This is a genomic window from Cohnella laeviribosi DSM 21336 (genome assembly GCF_000378425.1).
Taxonomy (GTDB): Bacteria; Bacillota; Bacilli; order Paenibacillales; family Paenibacillaceae; genus Cohnella; species Cohnella laeviribosi.
In genome coordinates this window covers 15982-37971 of record NZ_KB899812.1, presented here as the reverse complement: position 1 = coordinate 37971, position 21990 = coordinate 15982, and the positions used below count along the sequence as shown (strand labels likewise).

Below are 21990 nucleotides of genomic sequence, written 5' to 3'. Positions count from 1 at the left end.
CCAACTTACGGAGGCTGCCGTCCGGCAGCCTTCTTCCAAAGAAGGTGAGTGCAAGTGGATCGACCGATCCTCGAAATGAGGAACATCTCCAAATCGTTTAACGGCGTGAAGGTTCTTCATGATGTCAACTTCTCGGTGAATAAAGGCGAGGTTCACGCGCTGATGGGCGGGAACGGGGCCGGCAAATCGACGCTCATGAAAATCCTCACCGGCGTCTACACGGCCGACAAAGGCGAGATTCTGATCGAAGGCAAGCCGGTCAGCATCAAGAGCTACGAGGATGCGAAGGCCAACAAAATATCGATGATTTTTCAGGAATTCAGCCTGATTCCCACGCTGACCGTCGCCCAGAACATCTATCTGACCCGCGAATCCAAAACCCCGTTGGGGCTGCTCGACGACAAGGAGAACGCGCGCAAAACCGAAAAGCTGCTCAAAGAATTGGGGGTTGACATCAAACCGTCCGATATTGTGCAGGATCTCGGGGTCGGGTATTGGCAAATGACCGAAATCGCAAAGGCCTTGTCGCAGGAAGCGAAGGTTCTCATCATGGACGAGCCGACCTCTTCGCTGACCAAACGGGAAACGGAAGTGCTGTTTTCGTTTATCAACCAGTTGAAGGAAAAAGGCTATGCGATCATCTATATTTCCCACCGGATGGATGAAATTTTCCGAATCTGCGACCGGATCACGATTTTGCGGGACGGCCGCAAAATTACGACCGAGGTCATTAAGGAAACGACGCTCGATACGGTCATTCAGCATATTGTCGGGGCGGAATTCGACAAGCTGTTCGAATGGGTCGAACGCGATGTTCCGACGGATGTGCCGCCTGCGTTCGAGATTCGGAACGTCAAAGCGGGAACGAAGGTGGACGATGTCAGCCTGAAAATCCAGCCTGGCGAAATCGTCGGTATTGCCGGCCTTATGGGCAGCGGACGGACGGAGCTGCTTAGGACCATCTTCGGCATCGATCCGATGGACAGCGGCGAGATCTATGTGAACGGGAAGAAGCGGAATATCCGCAGCGCACGGCATGCGATCGACGCGGGCATTGCCTTGATCCCGGAAGACCGGAGGCTTCAGGGGCTCGTGTTGCAGCACAGCGTCAAAGACAATATCATTCTCCCGATTCTCTCCAAGCTGAAGAAAGGGATGCTGCTCGACAACAAGAAAGCGACCGAAATCAGCAAGCGTCTCGTCGAACGGTTGAACATCAAGACGGAGAGCATTGCCAAGCAAAGCGGGCTGCTGTCCGGCGGCAATCAGCAGAAGATCGTGCTGGCCAAATGGCTCGCGAACGACCCGGACGTTCTCTTGTTGGACGAACCGACGATCGGCGTGGACATCGGCGCCAAAACCGAAATTATCGACATCGTCCGCGAACTGGCGGCAAGCGGCAAAGCCATACTCGTGGTTTCTTCGGAGCTTCCGGAGCTTCTTGCCCTCAGCGACCGCCTGCTGATCATGCACGAAGGTAGAATCAAACGGGAGATCAAGCGCAAGGAGATTCAATCAGAGGAGGAACTGCAATATGCAATCCAGGGATATTAGGGTGACCGGTCCGTCCCTGCTCCATTCCATAAAAAGCTTTCAATGGCGGGACTATATCGTCTATTTGGCGTTTGTCGGCGTGCTCATCTATTTCTCGATTGCCTTGTATGACGAAGGCTTCCTGACGACGGGCAACCTGCTCAACATCGTGCGGCAGACCGCCACCATCTCCTTGATGGGTCTGGCCATGACGTTTGTCATCAGCACAGGCGAAATCGATCTGTCGGTAGGCTCCATCGCGGCATTATCCTCGCTGACGGGCGCGCTTGCCCTTCAATCCGGATTCGGAATTCTCGGCGGGCTTGCCGCCGGCGTAGGTACGGGTCTTGCGATCGGCCTCATCAACGGCCTGCTTGTAACGAAGGCGGCCATTCCGTCCTTCCTCGTGACGCTCGGTTCGATGGGAGCCGTCAAAGGGATGGCCATGTGGATCACCGATACGGCGCCGGTTCCGATCATCAACGACCGCTTTAATTTCATCTTCGGCGCCGGCGATATCGGCCCGATTCCGGTTCTGCTGCTGTGGGTTCTCGTATTCACCGTGATCGCGCATGTACTGCTGCGCAAAACTTCGTTCGGCCGGCAGACGCTTGCGACCGGCGGCAACGAGAACGCCGCGAAGTTCTCCGGCGTCAATACCGCGCGCATCAAGCTACTTGTCTTTCTGGGCACCGGCTTGATGGCGGGACTGTCCGGGCTTCTCTATGCAGGGCGCATGAATGCGGGGCGCTTCTCTTTCGGCGAAGGGGACGAATTGTCCGTCATCGCGGCCGTCATTCTCGGCGGCACCAGCTTGTTCGGCGGAGTGGGCACGATTATCGGCACCGTCGTCGGCGCGCTGATGATCGGCACGATCAACAACGGATTGATCATTATGGGGCTGGACGTCAGCCAGCAAATGATGATCAAAGGCCTGATCATTATTCTGGCGGTCATGTTCGGCAAGAAGGCGATCAAAAAGTGACAAGCGGATTTTGCCGCCTTTGAAGACGGGCATCGATCCATGTACATCATGGAAGCCATTTGCAAAGCCACAAAGAAGAACGATGGGTGAAAGTTCAAGCCTAACGGAGGGGAACAGCAATGACGATGAAAGCGGTCGTTTTTCCAGGCGACAAACGGGTAGAGATTCGGGAGGTGCCGGTCCCGGTTCCGGGCAGCGGCGAAGTGCTGATCAAAATGAAAGCATCGGCCATCTGCCGCAGCGACATGAGCCTGTATTACGGCAATCCGGTTGTAGGCGGCGATGCGGCGAAGTCGGGCAGCATTTATCCCGGCCACGAGCCGGCCGGCGAAGTTGCGCAAGTGGGAGAAGGGGTAACGCGCTTTAAGCCCGGCGACCGCGTTGCCGTCTACCTGGCGGTCGGCTGCGGCGAGTGCTCGCATTGCAAGAGCGGGTACAGAATGTTCTGCAAGGAGTGGAAATGCGTCGGATTCGATATCCACGGCGGCGATGCGGATTACCTCGTCGTTCCGGAAGAGAACTGCATGCGGATTCCGGATGAGATGAGCTTTCTTGTCGCGGCGGTTTCCACGGATGCGGTCGGCACGTTGTACCATGCCCAGAAGCGATTGAACATCAGCGGCAGGGACACGCTCGTGATTTTCGGAATGGGACCGATGGGCGGAGCGGGCGTCATGGTCGCCAAAGGCTTGGGCGCAACGGTCATTGCGGTCGATATGCTGGATGAGCGCCTTGAAGTCGCCAAAGAGCTGGGCGCGGATTACGTCATTAACGGCAAAGAAAACGTGCTGGAACGCATTATGGAGATTACGGGCGGCCGCGGCGCCGATGCGGCGATCGATTGCTCCGGCAGCCCGCATGCGCAGAATACGGCGCTGAACAGCCTTCGCCCTCACGGCCGCGCTGCCTTTATCGGCGAAGGCCGGGAATTGACGATCAATCCAAGCAACCAGCTGATCCGCAAGCAAATCACGGTCATGGGCTCGTGGTATTTTCCGATTTTCGAGTACGACGAAATCGCCCGCTTTATTATCGAAAGAAAACTTCCGGTCGAGAAGCTCGTGTCGCATACGTTTCGGCTGGAAGAGGCGGCGACCGCGTTCCGGATGTTCGATGAGAGGCTGACGGAGAAAGCCGTCTTCGTGTGGGACTGACCGGTCGTCCGGCAAGCGGGCAATGAACGGATCACAAAGAGAGGATGTGTTCAAGGTGAAAGGAATTTCGTTTAACACATGGGTGTACAGCAGCTTTCCGGTATGGGTGCCTTCGTATCCGTTGGAAGAAGTGATCCACCGGCTGGCATCGTTCGGGTATGACGGTATCGAAATCGGCTGCGCGAGCCCGCACGCATGGCCGGACCACGTATCCCCGCAGCGGCGCAAAGAGATTTTGAAGCTGCTCAAGAAGGAGAACCTTCGCGTTTCGTCCATGCTCCCGGCTCCGGGGGGCGGCCCCGGCCACAATCCGAGCTCGCCGATCGCCGAGGAGAGGGCGTACACGATCAATCATTACAAGGAAGTGCTCCGCCTTGCCCATGAATGGGAGTGCCCGACGGTTATTTACCTGGCCGGCTGGACGGTGTTCGGCCTCTCGAAGAAGGAGGCTTGGAACTACAGTCTGGATGCGCTCGTGCAAGTCGCCGCTTACGCCAAAGAATTAGGCATTACCCTGGTCGTCGAGCCGACGCCTACGGACAGCAACCTGGTCGAATCCGCGGACGACGCGCTTCTGCTTAGCGAGGAGTCCGGCCAGGACAACGTAAAAGTCATGTTCGACACGTTCCACGCCTTGTACCGCAACGAAGTGGCAAGCGATTACGTGTACCGCATGGCCGATAAGCTCTATCACATTCATCTCTCCGACAACGACCGGCTTCCGCCGGGACACGGCCGCTGCGACTTCGACGGCGTGCTCCGCGCCTTGAAGGACGTCGGCTACCAAGGCTACCTGACCGCGGAAATCGGCTTCCACACGCGCCAGGCCGATCCGGACTGGTACGCGAAGGAGAACATCGCCTTCTTGACATCCAAGCTGGCCGAGCTGGACTGGAAAAAAGAATAATGCTCATCAGGGCCGGCCATAAGGGGAACACCCGGAAGCCAGTCCCAATAGAAGAACAACCGAACCTCCAAACCCGCCGCAAAGCGGGATTTGGGGGTTCGTTTTTTGGTCTAGTGGATCATAATCGCCGGATCGCGTCCGGACCTCTTTAGCCCCTTGACCGCTTGAACACTTCAGCCTCCGTTCCTTCGTCCGGGACGCCGACCTTAACGCTCCCGCATCATGTGTCGCATCGGCCTTTTTCCCGGTATCCCGTCCCTTCAGGTTCGTATTTGCGCATCCTTTATCTTTCCGTCCCGGTACGGCCTCTTTCGCTCCGCTCCCGAGCCGTTTTGTTCGGTTTCGCTTGCATGCCGGATTTGACTGTTGCGCTTTGGCGCGCCGGATTCGTTTCACGGAGCCGCGAAAAAAGTTGCGCAAAAAGCAATTGCAAGGCTCTTTTTCTGCTTTTCGCGAGAGCAGTTGCTTTTATAGCAATTGGAAGGCCCGTCCGCTCGAACGGCCACCCGAAAATGAGCTGTAGTTGCGCAAACAGCAATTGTATGGCACATTTCCCGTTGATTTGCGAGAGCAGTTGCTTTTATAGCAATTGGAATGGCCGTCTTCTCAAACGGCCGCCCGAAGCGGGGCATGAGTTACTGCTATATCTAGGTTGGTTTAACGGATTGGCGGCAGAGGGGCGGATTATAAACGGACGATGGTTCGGCCGCGGTGCCGGCCTTCCAAAACGCTCGTCAGAACGCCCGGCAATTCGTCCAGGCCGACTTCGCTGATGACTTCGTCCAGCAGCCCATCCGGTTTCCAATCGCTTGCCATTCGCTGCCACAGCCGAACGCGCAAATCCATCGGGCAGTACACCGAATCGATCCCGAGCAGATTGACGCCCCGCAGGATGAACGGATGCACGGTCGTCGGCAATTCGGCCCCGCCCGCCAATCCGCTGACGGCGACGGAACCTCCGTATTTCGTTGTGCTTAAAATATAGGCGAGCGATTTGCCTCCCACCGGGTCGATCGCCCCGGCCCAAAGCTGCCGGTCCAACGGACGAATCTTCTCCGGCGATAGGGACGAGCGGCTCACGATGTTTGCGGCTCCAAGCTTTTGCAAATACGCATGTTCCGAATCTTTGCCCGTACTTGCCGTTACCTCGTACCCGATTTTGGCGAGCATGGCGACGGCTAAGCTTCCGACTCCGCCCGTTGCGCCTGTCACCAGGACGGGGCCCTTCTCGGGCGTGACTCCGTGGGCCTCCAATCGGTGAATCGACAGAGCTGCCGTAAATCCCGCTGTTCCGTAAGCCATTGCTTCCTTTAAAGTGAGACCTTCGGGAACCGGAACGACCCAGTCGGCCGGAACGCGCGCGTATTGGCTGAATCCTCCGTGGCGCGAAACGCCGAGCTCATAGCCGGTCGCAAGAACCTCGTCTCCTTCCTTAAAGCGCGGATCCCGCGACGCGACCACCGTTCCCGCCAGGTCGATCCCCGGCACGATGGGATAGGTCTTCACGACCCGCCCTTCGGGAATCGCCGCCAGTCCGTCCTTGTAATTCACGCAAGAGTAGGCTACACGGATCGTCACCTCGCCTTCCGGCAATTCTTCGAATGTCATTTCGCGAATGTTTGCGGCCACCTTATCCTTTTCCCGATTGACGACAAGCGCTCGAAAGGTTTGCATGCCGGAATCCCTCCATGGGTTTGATTTACCAACGGACAGCGCCTAGGATGCCTCTAACGATAAAGCAGCTAGTTTAAATTCGCAATAGGAAGATGGGCGGGTGCGCTTTATAATCCAGAGCTGTTCATAATTCGGATACATTTGGGAAAACGTATCGATGTGATTTTCTAATGAAAGGTGCACTCAACATTGAACTGGATGGCGATGGCTGCGGCGCTGATGCTGCTTCGAACGGATGCTCCCGACAGTTTGTCAATCAAGCATAAGGAACAAGTGGTGGAAAGCGTAAACCGCGCCGACTTTCAGGTGCCCGCTTTGCCGCTAATTGACATGGACAAATTCGAGAAGCTGCTCGACCGTCTGGAGCGGCAAATTGATCAGCCGCCCCAAAATGCCGTTATCGGCAATCGCGGGGAAATCGTGCCGGAACGGATCGGCTACAAGCTGGACCGAAGTCGATTTACAGAGGAATTTTACGCGTACTTTTTCGGCAGCGGCCCTTCCGCGATCGAGGTTCCGCGCAAGGCGATCTACCCGAGAATCGACAGCGAGCTGCTGGCCCCTCTCCGGGACAAACCGATCGGCCATTACGTCACGTATTTCAATGCCGGCAACAAAAACCGTTCCCACAATATCGCCCTGGCCGCCAAGGCCATCAACAATACCGTTATTTTCCCGGGCGAGACGTTTTCGTTTAATCAAACGGTAGGCATGCGTACCCTGAAAAAAGGGTATTTGCCGGCGCCGGTCATCGTCAGGGGAGAACTGTCCGAAGGGGTCGGAGGCGGAATTTGCCAAGTGTCTTCAACCTTGTTCAACGCCATCGACCGGGCAGGGCTGAAAATCGTGAAGCGCTACTCCCACAGCCGGCACGTCCCCTATGTGCCGCCCGGACGGGATGCTACGGTAAGCTGGGGCGGACCGGACTTTGTTTTTCAAAACCAGTACAATCAGCCGGTCTTGATCCGCACCTTTGCGGGGGGAGGCCGGATATTTGTCACGATTTCCTCATCCGACATGATCGAATACAAACCGCGGGAAGTGCCCGGCATGTCCAAGCGATTGCCCGAGGAAATTTCCATCGAAACGCACGCTCAAAAACCGAAATCCGATTAGGCCGGCCGGATACTTCACAATGCGTCTTTCGTTCCTTGAAAATCGAATGTATAATTGTATAATTATGGAATATATTTTTTCCGAATGTGGTGACAGGATGTTTCAGTTCAGGGATGCGGTGCGGGAAGATTTTCAATGGATCGCAACCTTTCCGCAAAACCGGGAGGAAGCCTATTTTATGTATCCGCGCGGGGGGTATCCCTTCCGTCCCGATGAACTGTGTGAAATCCGTTTAACATTCCATTGTTCCTCCCCTACGATCCTCTGCCGGGCAAGGGGTTGGACTGGGATCATCAGACGAAGGGCTTCTCCATATTCGGACTAGATTTGGAAAAGGAAGACCAATACAGGTTTTCAATCAGCGCCGGAAAGAACTGCTATTACGTATAAGAGGAGAGGATCGGCCAGCGAAAAGACAGCGGGAATCCGAAAAGGTTAGTCTAGCTAAAAATGCATACGGAATCGACAGAGGTGAAAAGCAGTCATGACGGAGCAGCTATTCGAGCAAATTTTGAAGGAGATCGATACCTCTCTTGCGCCGCAAGGATTTCAAAAGACGAAACAGCACCATCAGCCGCAATTGTTCGACACCCGTTATGCCGTATTCGAGGCGCCCGGGCATCTCGTTCGCGTCATATGGGACGGAAAGCAGAGGATGCTGATTTTGCGCATCTATGCCAAACGGAAATGGATCATGAAGCTCGCCAAAGTGCTGATCGGCCAAAACGATACCGAAAAACTGATCAAGGAATTCACGATTCCGCGCGATGAGATGATGGCGCTCAGCGACGAGCAGGTGATCGGGAAATGCGTTCAGACGGTTCGGGACTTTAACCCGTAAGCCGAGCGGCTGCCATCGAAAGCGGCATCACGGTTTTATCTCGGTAGGCATCGTGGCGGGCATAATCGCTTTTTTCTTGAAAAAATAGCATAGCAGGGATCGTTTGAAAAAACACGCCGGAGCGCTTCGGGCTTTGCGGCCGATCCCCGGTTGAAAGGATGAGCTGACATGGGTGAACAAGGAGGCGTTTTCTTCTGGCCGTTTTCGTTCTTTTTCCTGCTGATTTATCTGGTCCTGATTGGAGTCGGCATTTATTGCATTGTTTTATTGATCAAGCTTGCGCACCGCGGCATCACGGCGCTGGACATTTATATTCAAAAAAACCGGGACCGCCCGGACTGAGTTTGCTCCAACGGGGCCGCTTCCCGAGCGGGAGCGGGCACCGCGGCCGAGACGGCCGCGAGGAAGCGGCGGTTTCGGCCGCAAGAAACGGCAGGGGCGCACACGGGAAGGCCCGGCGCAAAGCCCCGGAGGACAGGCGTCTGCCTGTTTAGCCGCGTCCGCTTTTGAACGCGGACGAAGCGATTCGCTTGGCCAGCTCCGCTTCGAATAGGTCTTCGTCCAGCGGCAGTTCCGCCCAGTCGTCCGTCCAGCCGGACAGGTGCATCGCGTTGGACAACGACAGGCCCAGAATGCCTTCTTCTCCCGGCGCGATCAGCTCGCGGCCATGCAGGACGGCATCGGTGAAATTCTGCAGGATGCCGACATGCTCGGGACTCGGTCCGAGGTCGGGAAAACGGATTTCCCAGCACTCCGGACTTGCAAACGGTTCCTTGTTGCGGGCATTGAACGCGGGCTCCGGCTCCCGCAGCCGCCAAAAAGTCAAACGGCCGTTCTCCGCCACGAGCTTGCCGCGGTCGCCGACGATTTCATACCGGTTCGTTCCCGGCGCTTCTCCGGTTGTGGTGACGAACACGCCGGTCGCGCCGTTCGCGTATTCGGCATAGGCGGTAACCTCGTCTTCGACCTCGATGTTCCGGTACTTGCCGAAATGGCAGAAAGCCCGCACGCGGACGGGCATCATGCCGGTCGTCCATTGCCACAGATCGAGCTGGTGCGGACATTGGTTGATGAGCACGCCGCCGCCTTCGCCCGCCCAGGTTGCGCGCCAGGAGCCGGTGTCGTAATACGCCTGCGAACGGTACCAGTCGGTGACGATCCAGTTGGTGCGGCGGATGGCCCCCAATTCTCTCGAAACGACAAGATCGCGCATTTTCCGGTACAGCGGATTCATCCGCTGATTGTACATAATGCCGAACACGTTTCCGCTGGCGCGGGCGGTCTCGTTTAATCGCCGCACGCGGCGAACCGATACGCCGGCGGGCTTCTCGATCAGCACGTGCAGGCCGCGCTTCAGGGCGGCCTCGGCATCGTCAGGGTGCTGGTAGTGCGGAGTCGCCGTCAGGACGGCGTCTACGAGACCGGAATCGAGCAGTTCGGGGACGGTTCGGAATACCGGAATCCCGGGCAGAAATTCCTTCGCCCAGGCCTCCCGGCGTCCGGTCACGTCGCAAACGGCGGCGAGCGTCGCATCTTGTACGGCTCCCTGAAGCAAATTAAGCGCATGCTCGCCGCCCATTTTGCCGATGCCGATAACGCCGAAGCGAAGCCGCCGGCTCATTCGAGCTCTTCCTCCCAGGCCCGGATTTGCCGGACGAAGTTCGCCAGCATTTCTTGGGAGCCGTAGGCAAGACTGAAGTCCTCCACGCCCAGCCAGCCGTTGTAGCCGACCGACTTCAAGGCGGCGAGCACGCGTTTCCACGGGACGGTTCCGCTTGCGATCGGGCGCCAGACGCATTTCCAGTTCACCGGCGTCAGCGGATCGGGTTCCGGGCCGCCTGCGCCGGAGGCGGTCGCCGCATTGGGATGGGGCTGACCGTCGGCCAAGTCAACTACCGGATACCATGCCGCGTTCTTGACGTGGACGTGAGCCAGATACGGCCCCAGCACTTCCATGCCGAGCCGCCATTGCTCCATTCCCTCGTGAATCATATTGCCCGGATCGTACAGCACGCCGAACCGGTCGGGCGAATAGCGGGACACGAGGCGCCAAGCGGCGGAAGCGCTGGCCGCGATGGTTTCGTGATGCGTCTCGACGAGCGCCTTGATGCCGTAGTCGCGGGCCAGTTCGTCCACCTGGTCCATGTAGGCGTAGGCCGATTCCAGCAGCTCGCTGTAGCGGGAATCGGCGCGATAGCCGGGCACTCCGATTCGCACCATGGTCGCTCCCAGCGAGGAGGCGAGGCGAAACCGCGCTTCCGTGCCTTCGATGTCGCCGCAGGCCAAATACGGAACGAGGGCGATGTTCTGAAGGCCGTGAGATGCCGCGGTATCGCGGATGAGCGCGGCTTCCCGGTCCGACGCGCCGGGCGCGATCGTGCAGCGGTTGTTTCCCCAGAACGAAGGCGGTTCGCTCAGGAGTTCGGCCGGCGTTTCCTTGCATCTCCATTCAACTCCCTGGATTCCGGCGTCCCGCGCTGCGGCGCACAGCTCCGCCGGTTCCAAGTCGGGGGTGGCAACCGTAAAAACGGACAATTTAAACATATGAATGGCACTCTCCTCATGGCATCCGTCCGCAAGAGGACGATAAGCGGTATACGCTCACATTCTAGCACAACGCCCGCGCATCGGCGGACGGCGATATCCAAAGGCATAACGAGAGTCAAATTTCACTGGAAACTTCGTTTTTCCGGTCAATTCGTATCGAAGAAGGGTTGCCGCAACTTTTTCCGGAGAAAAGCGGTATGTTAAGATAGGGATCATGCGGAAAGGGGAGGTGCATGCCGGTGAGCCGGATGAGAACGTCATCGATTGCGGGATCGCTGGGCGGGCCCGCCGTTTCCATTCTGGGCGGCGCGTCGCTGCTGTGCGTGCTGCTGTTGACGGTTCGCGCCTATCAGGTGGAATTCGTCAAATACGCCTTTTTGCTCTGGAATCTGTTTTTGGCGTGGATTCCCCTGTTCGTCTCGATGACGGCGGTCGGACTGGAGCGCAGCCGAAGAAGCCCGAAGCCGGGGCTCGGCTTTTTGATCCTGGTCTTCGCGTGGCTGCTGTTTTACCCGAACGCGCCTTATTTGACGACCGATTTCATTCATCTGATTGCCGACCCGTCTTACAACTGGCATCGAATCGACGAATCGCTGATCGTCTGGTACGACCTGGTCGTGTTTTTTATTTTCTCCTGGTGCGGGCTTCTGCTCGGTTATGTGTCCATGCGCCACTTCCATATGCTTGTCCGCCACTACGGCGGTCCCGTCGCGGGATGGGCTTTTGTCGGCTGCACCTCGTTTTTGGCCGGTTTCGGCGTCTATTTGGGCCGCGTCGTCCGGCTCAACAGTTGGGACGTGCTGTTCAGCCCGTTTCGGCTGATTAACGGCATTCTGGGCGGTCTGGACCATCGCGGCGCGATTTTTACGCTTCTGTTCGGGCTTCTGATCCTGATCGTGTATTTGTCGCTTTACAGCCTCGGATCGATCACGCTGCATACGCGAAAACGCCCGGAACCGGACGGGGAACGAAGCGCCGGAACCTGACCCGCAGCGGGGCCGGCTACGGACAAGGAACAAACGAAAGAACCTCCCGATCTCCGCCGATCAAGCGGAAATCCGGGAGGTTTTCGTTTATCGCCGGCTCGCTTACGGAACGGCCGCGGGCGTTCAAGCTTTAACGAAAAGCCGGAAGCCAGTCGCCGTGCGCTTCGATCAGATCGTCGCAAAGCGCCACGATGTCGTCGATGGACAGTTCGGCGGAAGTATGCGGGTCCAGCATGGCCGCGTGGTAAATATGCTCCTTCTTGCCGGTTCGGGCCGCCTCCAGCGTGAGCAGCTGCGTGTTGATGTTGGTGCGGTTAAGCGCGGCGCACTGCGGCGGCAGATCGCCGACGTACGTCGGGGTCACGCCGCTGGCATCGACCAGGCACGGCACTTCGACGCAGGCCTCCTTCGGCAGATTCGGAATGAGCCCCGTGTTCATCACGTTGCCGCCGATTTTGAACGGAACGTTCGTTTCCATCGCTTCGAAAATATAGGAAGCGTATTCATGCGAGCGCTCGTGCGTCAGGTTGCGGTTGTTCACAAGCGATTCCCGCATCTCCTTCCACCGGGCGATCTGGTCGACGCAGCGCCGCGGATACTCGTCAAGCGGAATGTTGAAGCGCTCGATCAGCTCCGGGTAGCTGCGCTTGATAAAGTACGGATGATATTCGGCGTTATGCTCGGACGACTCGGTGACGTAGTAGCCGAAACGCAGCATCAGCTCGAAGCGGACCATATCGTGGTGCTTTTCTTTCTGCTTCTCGGCCGCTCTGCGCTTGATTTCGGGATACAGGTCGACGCCGTCCTTGCTCACTTCGAGCAGCCAGGCCATGTGGTTGATGCCGGCGATTTTCGCCTGAACGCCCGTCGGGTCCATGCCGAGGCTTTCGAACAGGTGGGGAACGCATACCTGCACGCTGTGGCACAGACCGACCGTGCGGACGCCGCCTAGCGTGTTCATCGCGTTCGTGAGCACCGCCATCGGGTTGGTATAGTTAAAGAACCAGGCGTCCGGGCAGACGTCCTGAATGTCGCGGGCAAAGTCCAGCATGACCGGAATCGTGCGCAGGTTGCGGAAGATGCCGCCGATGCCGACGGTATCGGCGATCGTCTGGCGCAGGCCGTATTTTTTCGGAATTTCGAAGTCGGTGATCGTGCATGGGTCGTATCCGCCGACCTGAATGGCGTTGACGACGTATTTTGCGCCGCGCAAAGCCTCTCTCCGGTCGGCGTAGGCTTTGACGGTGCAGGTGCTTCCGGTCGAGGCCTTGAGGTTGTTCAGCATGTTGGCGGAATCGGCGAGCCGCTCGGCGTCGATATCGAACAGGGCGAGTTCGAATCCTTGAAGCGCCGGGGTCAGCATGCAGTCCCCCAGCACATTTTTGGCGAAGACGGTGCTTCCCGCACCCAGAAACGTAATTTTCGACATGACCGACATCCTTTCGTGATCTATCTTGTTCGAAGGCCTTCTGCGTTCTAGAATAGTGGAGCGGGCATGCTTCGGAATATGGATGGAAGCAAGCTTAATATGGAATTTTGTAGTCGGATGCTCGGAGGTGACCTGCCTGTGAAGCCGTTTACGGAGCAAATATCGGTGAATCCGCACTCCGGCGAGAACGGGGAAATCACGGTGCTGTTTTCCGGCGTTTCGCAGACGAAGCCGGACCACCGCGTCGGACCGCAGGTGCTGGATTACGTGCTGGTGCATGTCGTCGAAGAAGGGACCGGCTACTTCCGCTGCCGCGATACCGAATACGAGCTAAAGCCCGGCGACAGCTTCTTCATTCTGCCGGGCATCCTCCATTCCTACCGGTCGGATGCCGACGATCCGTGGAAATACCGCTGGATCGCGTTTCGCGGGCCCGCCGCGGACGGATGGGTGCGCCGGGCCGGCGTGACGCCGGAGCGGCCGGTCATCCGCCAGGAGAGCGAAGCGCCGCTTAAGCCGCTGGCCTGCGCGGAGCAGGCGTTCCGGCGGGGCGGAGCCGCAGCCGACATGGAGGCGGAGGGATGGCTTAGGCTTGCTTTCGCCTCCTGGATCGAGGCGAACGGCTCGCCGGCCGAAGGCGCAGGCAGCGGCGGCAAGTCGGGACATAAGGCGCGGGAAGCCGAACGGGCGGCGCGCTGGCTGCAGGCGCAATTGGCGTCGCCGATCACGATCGAACGGATGGCGCAGGAACTGGGGTATCACCGCACGCATTTGTCGAAGCTGTTCCGACAGCAGTTCGGGATGCCGCCGGTCCGGTATTTGCAGAAGCTGCGGCTGGAGCGGTCGCGGGCGCTTCTAGCCGAGCCGCTCACGGTGGAAGAAGTGGCTGCCGCTGTGGGCTATGCCGATTCGCTCTATTTTTCCAAGTCGTTCAAGCGGATGTTCGGGGTTACGCCCACCGAATTCAGACGGCAGGAGCAAGCGAAAACGCGACTTGCGGGACGATGACGGGGCGGCATTCGTATGAGATAATAAGAAGTACTGGGAGGCGGTCACGATGAGTTTTTTGAAAAAAATTACCGAAACCGTCAGCAAAGGCGTTTCGACGGCGACTGAGAAAGCGCAGCAAACGGTCGAAATCACCCGGCTGAACGCGCAAATATCCGCGAGGAAGAAAGAGATCGAAAAGAAGCTTGCGGCCATTGGCGAGGCCGTGTTCGACGCTTATCTGGAGAAGGATTTGTCCAAGGCGGAGCAGACGATCATCCCGATCTGCGAAACGATCGTCGGCCTGCGCAAGGAAATCGCCGGGATGGAGGATCGGATTCGCGAACTGCGCAACGAGAAGGAATGCGTCTGCGGGACCAAGGTTCCGTTCGACACGCGTTTTTGTCCGAATTGCGGGCGCAAGTTCGAAGAGCCGGTTCATGCGGCCGTCGAGGTGGTGGAGACGGTCCCCGAGCGGGCGCAGGCTGCGGAGCTGCCCGAAGAGGAGCAGGCCGCGGAATCGCCGGCCGGGCATGCGGAAGCCGCCGAGCCGCAGGTACTGCCGCGTTGCGGCAATTGCGGCGCCGATCTGCTTGCGGACGCCCGGTTCTGCCCCGGCTGCGGCCATCCCGTCCAATTCCCGAACTGAATATGCCGCGATTGCGTTTTCCCGGTCATCCCTGGCGATGGCCGGGATTTTTTTGTGCGATCCGGCAGAGAGGCATGGCAAGACAGCATGATTTTCCAGCGGCTTGCCCATATGCCTGCTAATATGTTATAAAATATCACGCTTGGAACGTAAAATGAAATTTTTTGTCCTAAAATATGTTATTATTAGTAACATGAACACCCGATGCGATGGGGAGCACGTGCGACGGCTTCTTTCGTTTCAACTCGTTGCACACAGGAGGGACCATGATGGCCGCTATATCTCGCAAGGGACCGTCTCCCGGCGGCAGGCCGGATGATGCGTCGTTTACCGTTAGGGAGCTATTGAAATTGCCGCAGCTTGAGCAGGCGCGATTGGCGGCGGGAGAGAAGGGGTTGCATGCCGCGGTTACCCGGATCAGCGTGATGGCGACGGCGGATGTCTCCTCGCGGGTCCGTGCGGGCGAATTTCTTCTTGCGGCCGGCCGGACGCTGCGCGAGCATCCGGAACGGTTCAGGCTGCTGATAACCGAACTGGCGGCGAAAGGGGCTTCCGGGATTGGCGTCAGGAAGGATCGGGCGGCGGAGGAGATGCCGAAAGAGGCGGCCGAGGAGGCGGAAAAACACGGATTCCCGCTGTTCGAGCTGCCCCCGGATCTGTCTTTCTCCGACATGATCCGCTCGGTGATGGAGCGGCTGCTGGCCCGGGAATCGGTGCAGCTGAACGAACTGCACGGCCGCATGCAGGCGATGACGCGATTGCTGCTGGACGGCAGCGGGCTTTTCGCTTTTTTGGACGCGATGGAGCGGATGCTCGGCAATCCCGTGGCGATCGTAAGGGAGCAGGATAAGCCGCTGCTGTCCGAAAGCCTGCGGAGCGCCGATTCGATCGAGTCTTGGCCGATGGTGCAGATGCTCGCCAGATGCCAGCCCGGCAAGGCGGCGGGCGGAGGGATCACGCTGCTGCAAAGCGCCTGCCGGGTTTACGCGAGCCCGCTTCCGGCCCGCGGGACCAAACCGGCATGCCTCGTGCTGCTCGAACGCAGCCGCGACATCTCGCCGCTCGACGCGCTCACCGTCGACCGCCTCGCGCAGCTTGCGGGGCTCGAGCTGGCGAATATCGAAGCGGTCCGCGCGGTTGAAGGGAAATACGTCGATCAGTTTTTGCAGGACTGGTTGTCCGGCAAGCTCTTTTCCGATCACGACTGGAAACTTCGGGCCGAGGTTTGCGGCTGCGCGCTGCCCGAGCAGACGCCGCTTTGCGCCGTTGTGGCCGGCTTAAGCGAACGGGAGCCGGCTCCGGATAAGCTGCGGGAGATGGCGCGCATCATCAGGTCCGAACGCCTGCAGACGGCGGATGCCGTTCTGTCGGCGCCGATCGGCGGCGACCTGGTGCTGGTCGTCCCGGTACCGGAGCCGGGAGCGCTTCATCGGCTGCTGGACGAATTGCGGCCGCTGCTTCAGGACGAAGGCTTGCGCCTGTTCGCGGGGCGCCCGGCGGAGCGGCCGGAGCTGCTGCCTTCCAGCCTGTCGCAGGCGCGGCGGGCCCGGCAAGCGGCGGAAGCATGCGGGCTGGACGGGGAGATCGTGACGTACGACAGGCTGGGCGTCTATTCTTTGCTTTACCTGATTCCCTCGGGCGAGGAAAGAGACCAGTTTCTCCAACGCTTCTCGGTTCCGCTCCAGCAAGCCGACAAGCGCGGCGGAGGCAGGCTGGTGGAGACGCTCGAGATGTTCTTCCGCTGCAACGGCAACATCAAGCTGACCTCGGAAAAGCTGTACGCGCACTACAACACCGTCGTCTACCGGCTGGAGAAAATCCAGAACATCCTGGGCATTTCCCTGGACGACCCCGAGGACCGGCTGCAATTGCAGCTGTCGCTCAAGCTGTGCCATATCACGCCGAGTCCTTCCGGGATGGGGTAAAAAAGCAAAACCAGCCTTGCCGGAGTTGCCCGGCAAGGCTTCTTTCGGTGCTGAAAAGAAAAGAAAATCGCTTCCTTAGATCCAAACTGCGCGAAGGATGATGACCAGCAATATGAAGAGGACGAGAACGAACGCAGCCGATCCGAAACCGCCGTAACCGTGACCACAGTGACCACCGTAACCTACGCCTGCAACCGGATAACTCATCACGATAACCTCCCGCATCATTTGATGTGTGATGGCGAATCACAATGACAGGATATGCGGCAGGTAACCAGTATCCTGTGCGTTTGCACCGGTCTCACGGACATAAGCCCGAAAATCAGCGGATGTCCCGGTCGCCGGATGCTTCGGTTAACGGAATCCGGTTGTTGAAATGCCGGATGTGGAGGATTCTCGCTTCTGCGGTATGAGGACCTCCGCAGCCGAACCGCAGGATCGAGGAAGCGGTAACGCCGATGACCCGCACGTCGCCGATGCGGATCGTGCCGTCGTCCGAAGACGAGGAGAGGGAAGCGGACGGCTTCCCGACCGGCCTAAGCAGCGGCTTATAGAAGAGGGCATACGCGGCGAATCTCGTTTCGTCGCCTTTGAAAACCGGAACGGCCCGCTGCACGGCGATGACGCGGTTCACCTGGGACGAGACGTCCTTCGTGTCTCCGAACTGCACGATGCCCGAATGCGAAACCGTATTGATGAACGCTGTCCCGGCCACGGTCTTGCGGCATTCGATCATTCGCTTTCCTCTTCCGGAAGCAAGGGCAGCGGGACGAGGGGACCGAAAACGACGGATTCGGGAGGCGTGTCGAAGTAGGAGTACAACGTCAGCGATTCGGTATCCCCAAGCAGCAGCGAGGACGAGCTGGTGATGCCGATGACCCGGATCGAGCCTATCTCGACCGGCCCGTTGCGGACGTTCAATTCCACCGCCGGCGTCATGTCCGGTCTCCCTCCTTGGTTTCGGGCGTTTTCTTCAATCCGTTCAAATACGCGGCGATCGCCTTTTCGACGTCGCGTTTCGTTTTTTCCATTACCGTATTCCCCCATATCTGCCGTTCCTCTTCGGCGCCGTCCGCGGGATAGGAAACGGTCTTCGCGTAATAGTGCACCCTTGCGTTTAATTGGGACTTGATATCCTTCAGGATCAGGTTTCGATGCGCTTCGTCGAGCGGCGTTCCGCTTGCCTCCGTCATCCGGACGAGCAGGGCCGGCGCTTCGTTCTCCATAAAGGCTGCGGCTTCCCGCTGCAGGGCCCGAACCCGATCGGCGTCATCGTCCTGTTGGCCGCCGTCCCCCGCCTTCCACATGCCCGGGGCGGGAACCTCGAACGATTCGGGGGGCTGCATGCCCTGGGGGCTGAGGCCGATATTCAGGGTGCCTTCGAGCCGGGACACTTTAAGCTGATCGAAATGATATTCCACGTGAATCGGCGTCCGCTTTTTCAATTCGTCGATTTCGCCGTGCAGCGAATCCAGCTGCTGGCGAAGCCGCTCCAATTGCTGCTCCAGGCTTCGGATATGCTGCAGGCACGCCTGCCATTGGGCGGGGGAGGGACCGTACCAGAAGTTCGTCATGCAGATACTCTCCTTTGCCCTTTCTGTCTAGCGTTTACGGCTTGCAGCGCGCGGACCGGCGGCCTAGGTCGGATTGGGCAGCGGAACGAACGTAACCTCCGGCATTTCCCCGGCCGCTTCGGTCAAGGGGGGCGCAGGCCCGGCAAACCCTCCGGTGTTGTAGAGCTGGGAAAGCGATTGGATGCTTCCCGCGCTGCCGATTTGGAGAACGGACGAGTTCGTCACGGCGTCTACGCGGAGCTGCTGAATGGTGATTTGCTGGTGAATATTCCACTGGATCATACGACACCACTGTTTCCGACTGTGCTATTGGAAGAATCTTTGACATCCGGGTCATTCGTGTTGGTGGCGCTGACGGCGTTGTTCGTCCGGGACAAATCGCCGGTTACGAACGATCCGGCGCCAGCGTACGTTTTGGAAGTGCTCCTCGGGTTGTTTTGCAACGTGTCCCCGAACTGTACGATCGCTCCCGAGCCGACGCTCAATATTTTGACAGCTCCGACGATGGACGGCATTGGCGCAACGACTCCTTCGCAGGCATCCTGCTCCATTGTATGAAGGCGATAGCCCAGAGGTTCATCCCGCCGGCGCGAAGGAACAAGCAAAACGGGAACGGCATATGCTGACTAGAAGCTCTGTTTTGGGGAGGACAAATCATGAGTTCGTTTTTTGACAGCGGTCCGCTTCCGGATTTCAAAGAAATCAAAAAATGGCTGGGCAAAGAACTGCCGTGGGAGCTGGTCGAACAATGGGACAAGGCGAAGAACGACACGTGGCTGAACGATTTTATCCAAAAGTTAATGAACAGCGTGAAGCCGGACGCGAAGCAGCCGAGCGCAGAAACCGCAAGCCACAAGCCGCTGCGCATCGACATCTCCAAAAGCGACAAATATGTGAACGTATCGTTGTGGCTGCCTCCCGGCGTGCCGATCAAGGAGCTGCGGGTGTTCGCCACGCCGGACCGGATCAAACTGACCGGGCTGCCGAACGACCGCAGCCAGACGGTCAAGCTGCCGGTTCTCGTCCTGCCGCGGTCGGGGAAGGCGGAGCTGAAAGGGGAGCGCATGCTCGTCCGTTTCCGCAGGCGTCCTGCGCAGCGCGACGAAGTGGAATTGTTCCTCCGCGAATGAACCGTTATAATCAGGTTAATGTCGCTTGATTTCCGCAACCGGCGCGGGCGGCGATCGTCGTACAAGGGAGGATAGCTCAAGTGGGCGTTACGGACGTATCCTACGTATCGAGCGGATTGTTCATCACGGGGGTTTTGTTTATTTTGCTGATCGGTTCCCTGCTCAGTCTCGGAATCCTGAGGTTGTTTCAGCAGCGCAAACGGCAGGGCGGCCTGTACCTGTTGGGGTCCGTTCTGGCCTTTGCCGTCATGGTGTTCGTGGTGGAGCGCTGGTTCTCGTAGCTTCGGCTTCCCGTTATCGGCGCGCGGCAAGCAGGGAACCTTCCGGAGCTTTCCGGCTTACGGCCGGAAGGCTTCTTTGGCATGGGCAAAAAAGCCGCTTCGGACGGTCTCCCCAAGCCATGGCGCGATCTGCATCTTCGGGGGTCCGAAACCTTTATTCCGTCAAAAGCGCAACTTTTGGCCGATTCGCTCGTCTACATGATCAGTTGCCAGCAATCGCGCATTTCGTCGCTGCACCTTTCGTCCTACTTTATCGAATCGAACAAAAGGAGATTTTGCGGAATATGAAGAAAAAATGGCTTGTTTTGCTCATGTCCTTGTCCTTATTCCTGGCTTCCATATCAATTGCCGGAGCGGAGGGCCCACAGGCCGGAGGCAATACGCTCATTCTTTATACGGGCAAAGCGAACATATCCTATAACGGAGTTACATATACGGCCGCGCAGCCCACGGTGATCAAGGCGGGCGTGACGTATGCGGCCTTCAGCGCGTTGGCGGCGCGTTACGGCTACAAGGTCAGCTACGACGCGGCGGCGAAGGAATCGGTTGCCAAGCTGGGGAATACCGAAATCCGCTTCAAGGCGGGTTCGACCGTGTACAAAATGAACGGAGAGTCCAAAAGCGCCGCCGGCAAGCCGTATGTGAGCAACGGCTCGACGATGATTCCCGTTCGGGCGTGGGCGAACGCCACCGGCTCGACGCTGACGGCGGCCAAAGGCCAGATTACGCTGTCCTGGAGCACGGCGCCGACGGCCAACTTCCGGGTAACCCCCGATGTCATTTACGCCAATCAAACGACGGTGACCTACATCAGCGAGTCGGCCAATCCCCAAAACATCGTCGAAGAGTATTGGGAAGGCAACCAAACGATCTTTACGGAGCCGGGGGTCTACACGATCACCCGATCCGTCCGGGACGCCGAAGGCAATTGGAGCGCACCGTATTCGGTCACCATTACCGTCCGTCCGGAGAACCAGCCGCCGATCGCGTCCTTCCAGACGGATAAGCAGGTTTACAAAATCGGCGAGCCGATCAAATATATCGATCTGTCCTCGGACGACGAGAACGCGATTACGGAAACCGTCTGGGACAACAACAAGCCGGCCTTTTTCACGCCGGGAGAAAAGACGATCTCCCTCTGGGTGACGGACCAGCACGGGCTGACCTCCCAGGACGTCAAGACGATTACCGTTACCGACGAAGTGATGTATACCGAGGAGCAATTCAACCAGCGGTTTACGCCGCTGGGCGACAAGTATTCGATCGACGGTTCGAGCGTGCTGAAAATGGCGACGGTGCCGTACACGTTCACGGTATCCGACCGCTCGCTGATCGCCTCCAACAGCCCGGAAGAGCTGACCCGGGAAGGGATTTTGTACCGCGACGAAATGAACGGCGATTTCCGCCTGTTCCTCTACCATATGAACAAAAGCCCGGACCGGCTTAGCATCTATTTGGCCGCGACCAACGAAAACGACTATCCCGTAACGGTCAATACCGGAGCGTTCGGCAAAGCGGGACCGGACGTTTACGGTTCCTGGACGGGCAAGCAGGCGGCCATCCGGTATCTGGATTCCGCGAAGCTCGGCGAATCTTCTTCGCTGACGCTCGCTCCCGGCGAGACGAAGCTGGTGCTGGCCGAGCTCGGCAGCATGCCGCTCAAGCCCGGTCAGACCTATTCGGCTTACGCCGATCTGAGCGCCTCGTCCACGGTCAAATTCACGCTGTTCGCCGTCAAGCAGGACCGCAATCCGCTGGAGGCGCTCCCGACGCTCGGCATCATCACGCGCGACGCCAAGCATATCCGCGGCACGTTCCAGGGGGCCGACCGCGATTTCCAAATCTCGACGGTGCTCGGAACCGAGCCGCAGCGCATTCTGTTTGGCGACAACAACCACGATCCGTCGCTCGACGGACGCGACATGCTGAACGGCGTTTATGAAAACAACTGGGGCAACTACGGGGTCGTGTACCACACGGTCGTCAAGGTGAAGGCCAATACGCTGATCTTGGCCAACGGGCGCGGCGGCGAATATTCGGGCGCCTTCCAGATCAACGGCACCGACGTCATCGTAGCCAACAACAGCATGCTGAAAAATCCGAACGAAGTGGCCGTCCTGTACCGGACGGGACCGTATGACGAAATCGTCGAAATCTCGTTCATAACCGCTCTCGGTTCCTATTTGCCGATGAATTTGCTCTTTATCCCGATGGAATAATAGCCAGAAAGGGGAACCTGCCCGGATCGACCGGGCAGGTTCCTTGCCGTTTG

Annotated in this window: 23 protein-coding genes; 14 read left to right on the top strand and 9 right to left on the bottom strand. The window is 58.4% G+C overall.

All coding sequences use genetic code 11. The annotated features are described in order from the left end of the window. Nucleotides 1-54: 54 nt before the first annotated feature. The 4 genes from F560_RS0104740 to F560_RS0104725 all read left to right on the top strand — a co-directional run bounded on the left by F560_RS0104740 (nt 55) and on the right by F560_RS0104725 (nt 4579). A complete protein-coding gene (locus F560_RS0104740) occupies nt 55-1554 on the top strand; it encodes a sugar ABC transporter ATP-binding protein (RefSeq protein WP_019004569.1) in 1500 nt (499 codons plus the stop codon). Continuing rightward, nucleotides 1535-2518 carry an ABC transporter permease gene (locus F560_RS0104735; protein WP_019004568.1) on the top strand — a complete coding sequence of 328 codons (984 nt, stop codon included), beginning with the start codon at nt 1535-1537 and terminating at the stop codon, nt 2516-2518. The genes F560_RS0104740 and F560_RS0104735 overlap by 20 nt, the downstream gene beginning before the upstream one ends. Nucleotides 2519-2637: 119 nt before the next feature. Further along, complete coding sequence (locus tag F560_RS0104730) at nt 2638-3672, top strand: zinc-dependent alcohol dehydrogenase family protein (protein ID WP_019004567.1); 1035 nt, start codon at nt 2638-2640, stop codon at nt 3670-3672. Nucleotides 3673-3727: 55 nt separating this feature from the next. Continuing rightward, nucleotides 3728-4579 carry a sugar phosphate isomerase/epimerase family protein gene (locus tag F560_RS0104725; protein ID WP_019004566.1) on the top strand — a complete coding sequence of 284 codons (852 nt, stop codon included), beginning with the start codon at nt 3728-3730 and terminating at the stop codon, nt 4577-4579. 684 nt (nt 4580-5263) lie between these two features. Here F560_RS0104725 and F560_RS0104715 read toward each other — a convergent pair. Then, nucleotides 5264-6253, bottom strand: coding sequence for an NADPH:quinone oxidoreductase family protein (locus F560_RS0104715; protein WP_019004564.1), 990 nt, complete (start codon nt 6251-6253; stop codon nt 5264-5266). Nucleotides 6254-6451: 198 nt separating this feature from the next. Here F560_RS0104715 and F560_RS0104710 point away from each other — a divergent pair, with 198 nt between their 5' ends. The 3 genes from F560_RS0104710 (at nt 6452) to F560_RS25895 (ending at nt 8552) form a co-directional block, all read left to right on the top strand. Continuing rightward, nucleotides 6452-7369, top strand: coding sequence for a VanW family protein (locus tag F560_RS0104710; RefSeq protein WP_245554811.1), 918 nt, complete (start codon nt 6452-6454; stop codon nt 7367-7369). Between the two features lie 484 nt (nt 7370-7853). After that, entirely contained in the window at nt 7854-8210 is a 357-nt protein-coding gene (locus F560_RS0104705) for a hypothetical protein (RefSeq protein ID WP_019004562.1), read from the top strand. A 168-nt stretch (nt 8211-8378) separates the two neighbouring features. Next, nucleotides 8379-8552 carry a hypothetical protein gene (locus tag F560_RS25895; protein WP_019004561.1) on the top strand — a complete coding sequence of 58 codons (174 nt, stop codon included), beginning with the start codon at nt 8379-8381 and terminating at the stop codon, nt 8550-8552. Nucleotides 8553-8700: 148 nt separating this feature from the next. Here the strand turns inward: F560_RS25895 and F560_RS0104695 are convergent, their stop codons facing one another. Both F560_RS0104695 and F560_RS0104690 read right to left on the bottom strand, forming a co-directional pair. Continuing rightward, complete coding sequence (locus F560_RS0104695; RefSeq protein WP_019004560.1) at nt 8701-9831, bottom strand: Gfo/Idh/MocA family protein; 1131 nt, start codon at nt 9829-9831, stop codon at nt 8701-8703. Next, a complete protein-coding gene (locus F560_RS0104690) occupies nt 9828-10754 on the bottom strand; it encodes a sugar phosphate isomerase/epimerase family protein (protein WP_019004559.1) in 927 nt (308 codons plus the stop codon). The genes F560_RS0104695 and F560_RS0104690 overlap by 4 nt, the downstream gene beginning before the upstream one ends. 251 nt (nt 10755-11005) lie before the next feature. Here F560_RS0104690 and F560_RS22505 point away from each other — a divergent pair, with 251 nt between their 5' ends. Continuing rightward, entirely contained in the window at nt 11006-11743 is a 738-nt protein-coding gene (locus F560_RS22505) for a DUF1361 domain-containing protein (protein WP_245554810.1), read from the top strand. Nucleotides 11744-11873: 130 nt separating this feature from the next. On the opposite strand, the gene melA is transcribed toward F560_RS22505, so the two are convergent. Next, entirely contained in the window at nt 11874-13172 is a 1299-nt protein-coding gene (gene melA, locus F560_RS0104680; RefSeq protein ID WP_019004557.1) for an alpha-glucosidase/alpha-galactosidase, read from the bottom strand. A 138-nt stretch (nt 13173-13310) separates the two neighbouring features. On the opposite strand from melA, the gene F560_RS0104675 reads away from it, so the two are divergent. The 3 genes from F560_RS0104675 (at nt 13311) to F560_RS0104665 (ending at nt 16733) form a co-directional block, all read left to right on the top strand. Next, complete coding sequence (locus F560_RS0104675) at nt 13311-14180, top strand: AraC family transcriptional regulator (protein WP_019004556.1); 870 nt, start codon at nt 13311-13313, stop codon at nt 14178-14180. A gap of 49 nt (nt 14181-14229) precedes the next feature. Continuing rightward, nucleotides 14230-14808 carry a zinc ribbon domain-containing protein gene (locus F560_RS24495; protein ID WP_019004555.1) on the top strand — a complete coding sequence of 193 codons (579 nt, stop codon included), beginning with the start codon at nt 14230-14232 and terminating at the stop codon, nt 14806-14808. A gap of 269 nt (nt 14809-15077) precedes the next feature. Further along, the gene (locus F560_RS0104665) at nt 15078-16733 is read left to right on the top strand and encodes a PucR family transcriptional regulator (RefSeq protein WP_019004554.1); all 1656 of its coding nucleotides are present in this window, start codon (nt 15078-15080) and stop codon (nt 16731-16733) included. A gap of 322 nt (nt 16734-17055) precedes the next feature. Here the strand turns inward: F560_RS0104665 and F560_RS0104655 are convergent, their stop codons facing one another. The 5 genes from F560_RS0104655 to F560_RS22495 form a co-directional block, all read right to left on the bottom strand. Beyond that, nucleotides 17056-17469: a spore germination protein GerPE gene (locus F560_RS0104655; protein WP_019004552.1), complete on the bottom strand. Its 414-nt coding sequence runs from the start codon at nt 17467-17469 to the stop codon at nt 17056-17058. Continuing rightward, the gene (locus F560_RS0104650) at nt 17466-17672 is read right to left on the bottom strand and encodes a hypothetical protein (RefSeq protein WP_019004551.1); all 207 of its coding nucleotides are present in this window, start codon (nt 17670-17672) and stop codon (nt 17466-17468) included. Before F560_RS0104650 ends, F560_RS0104655 begins: the two co-directional genes overlap by 4 nt. After that, nucleotides 17669-18307, bottom strand: coding sequence for a spore germination protein GerPC (gene gerPC / locus F560_RS0104645; RefSeq protein WP_019004550.1), 639 nt, complete (start codon nt 18305-18307; stop codon nt 17669-17671). Before gerPC ends, F560_RS0104650 begins: the two co-directional genes overlap by 4 nt. A gap of 63 nt (nt 18308-18370) precedes the next feature. After that, complete coding sequence (locus tag F560_RS0104640; protein WP_026298092.1) at nt 18371-18586, bottom strand: spore germination protein GerPB; 216 nt, start codon at nt 18584-18586, stop codon at nt 18371-18373. Beyond that, nucleotides 18586-18822, bottom strand: a complete 237-nt coding sequence (locus tag F560_RS22495) for a spore germination protein (RefSeq protein ID WP_019004548.1) — start codon at nt 18820-18822, stop codon at nt 18586-18588. Before F560_RS22495 ends, F560_RS0104640 begins: the two co-directional genes overlap by 1 nt. Nucleotides 18823-18963: 141 nt before the next feature. Here F560_RS22495 and F560_RS0104630 point away from each other — a divergent pair, with 141 nt between their 5' ends. The 3 genes from F560_RS0104630 (at nt 18964) to F560_RS22490 (ending at nt 21937) form a co-directional block, all read left to right on the top strand. Continuing rightward, nucleotides 18964-19437, top strand: coding sequence for a hypothetical protein (locus F560_RS0104630; protein WP_019004547.1), 474 nt, complete (start codon nt 18964-18966; stop codon nt 19435-19437). Nucleotides 19438-19517: 80 nt separating this feature from the next. Continuing rightward, nucleotides 19518-19718, top strand: coding sequence for a hypothetical protein (locus F560_RS0104625; RefSeq protein ID WP_019004546.1), 201 nt, complete (start codon nt 19518-19520; stop codon nt 19716-19718). A 284-nt stretch (nt 19719-20002) separates the two neighbouring features. Next, nucleotides 20003-21937: a stalk domain-containing protein gene (locus F560_RS22490; protein WP_019004544.1), complete on the top strand. Its 1935-nt coding sequence runs from the start codon at nt 20003-20005 to the stop codon at nt 21935-21937. Nucleotides 21938-21990 lie beyond the last annotated feature (53 nt).

Bases quoted from the DNA above. Each gene is read 5' to 3' on its own strand.
- F560_RS0104735 (WP_019004568.1), top strand. From the start codon at position 1,535: ATGCAATCCAGGGATATTAGGGTGACCGGTCCGTCCCTGCTCCATTCC.
- F560_RS0104730 (WP_019004567.1), top strand. From the start codon at position 2,638: ATGACGATGAAAGCGGTCGTTTTTCCAGGCGACAAACGGGTAGAGATT.
- F560_RS0104715 (WP_019004564.1), bottom strand. From the start codon at position 6,253: ATGCAAACCTTTCGAGCGCTTGTCGTCAATCGGGAAAAGGATAAGGTG.
- F560_RS0104710 (WP_245554811.1), top strand. From the start codon at position 6,452: ATGGCGATGGCTGCGGCGCTGATGCTGCTTCGAACGGATGCTCCCGAC.
- F560_RS0104705 (WP_019004562.1), top strand. From the start codon at position 7,854: ATGACGGAGCAGCTATTCGAGCAAATTTTGAAGGAGATCGATACCTCT.
- F560_RS25895 (WP_019004561.1), top strand. From the start codon at position 8,379: ATGGGTGAACAAGGAGGCGTTTTCTTCTGGCCGTTTTCGTTCTTTTTC.
- F560_RS0104695 (WP_019004560.1), bottom strand. From the start codon at position 9,831: ATGAGCCGGCGGCTTCGCTTCGGCGTTATCGGCATCGGCAAAATGGGC.
- F560_RS0104690 (WP_019004559.1), bottom strand. From the start codon at position 10,754: ATGTTTAAATTGTCCGTTTTTACGGTTGCCACCCCCGACTTGGAACCG.
- F560_RS22505 (WP_245554810.1), top strand. From the start codon at position 11,006: ATGAGAACGTCATCGATTGCGGGATCGCTGGGCGGGCCCGCCGTTTCC.
- melA (WP_019004557.1), bottom strand. From the start codon at position 13,172: ATGTCGAAAATTACGTTTCTGGGTGCGGGAAGCACCGTCTTCGCCAAA.
- F560_RS24495 (WP_019004555.1), top strand. From the start codon at position 14,230: ATGAGTTTTTTGAAAAAAATTACCGAAACCGTCAGCAAAGGCGTTTCG.
- F560_RS0104665 (WP_019004554.1), top strand. From the start codon at position 15,078: ATGGCCGCTATATCTCGCAAGGGACCGTCTCCCGGCGGCAGGCCGGAT.
- F560_RS0104655 (WP_019004552.1), bottom strand. From the start codon at position 17,469: ATGATCGAATGCCGCAAGACCGTGGCCGGGACAGCGTTCATCAATACG.
- F560_RS0104650 (WP_019004551.1), bottom strand. From the start codon at position 17,672: ATGACGCCGGCGGTGGAATTGAACGTCCGCAACGGGCCGGTCGAGATA.
- gerPC (WP_019004550.1), bottom strand. From the start codon at position 18,307: ATGACGAACTTCTGGTACGGTCCCTCCCCCGCCCAATGGCAGGCGTGC.
- F560_RS22495 (WP_019004548.1), bottom strand. From the start codon at position 18,822: ATGCCGTCCATCGTCGGAGCTGTCAAAATATTGAGCGTCGGCTCGGGA.
- F560_RS0104630 (WP_019004547.1), top strand. From the start codon at position 18,964: ATGAGTTCGTTTTTTGACAGCGGTCCGCTTCCGGATTTCAAAGAAATC.
- F560_RS22490 (WP_019004544.1), top strand. From the start codon at position 20,003: ATGAAGAAAAAATGGCTTGTTTTGCTCATGTCCTTGTCCTTATTCCTG.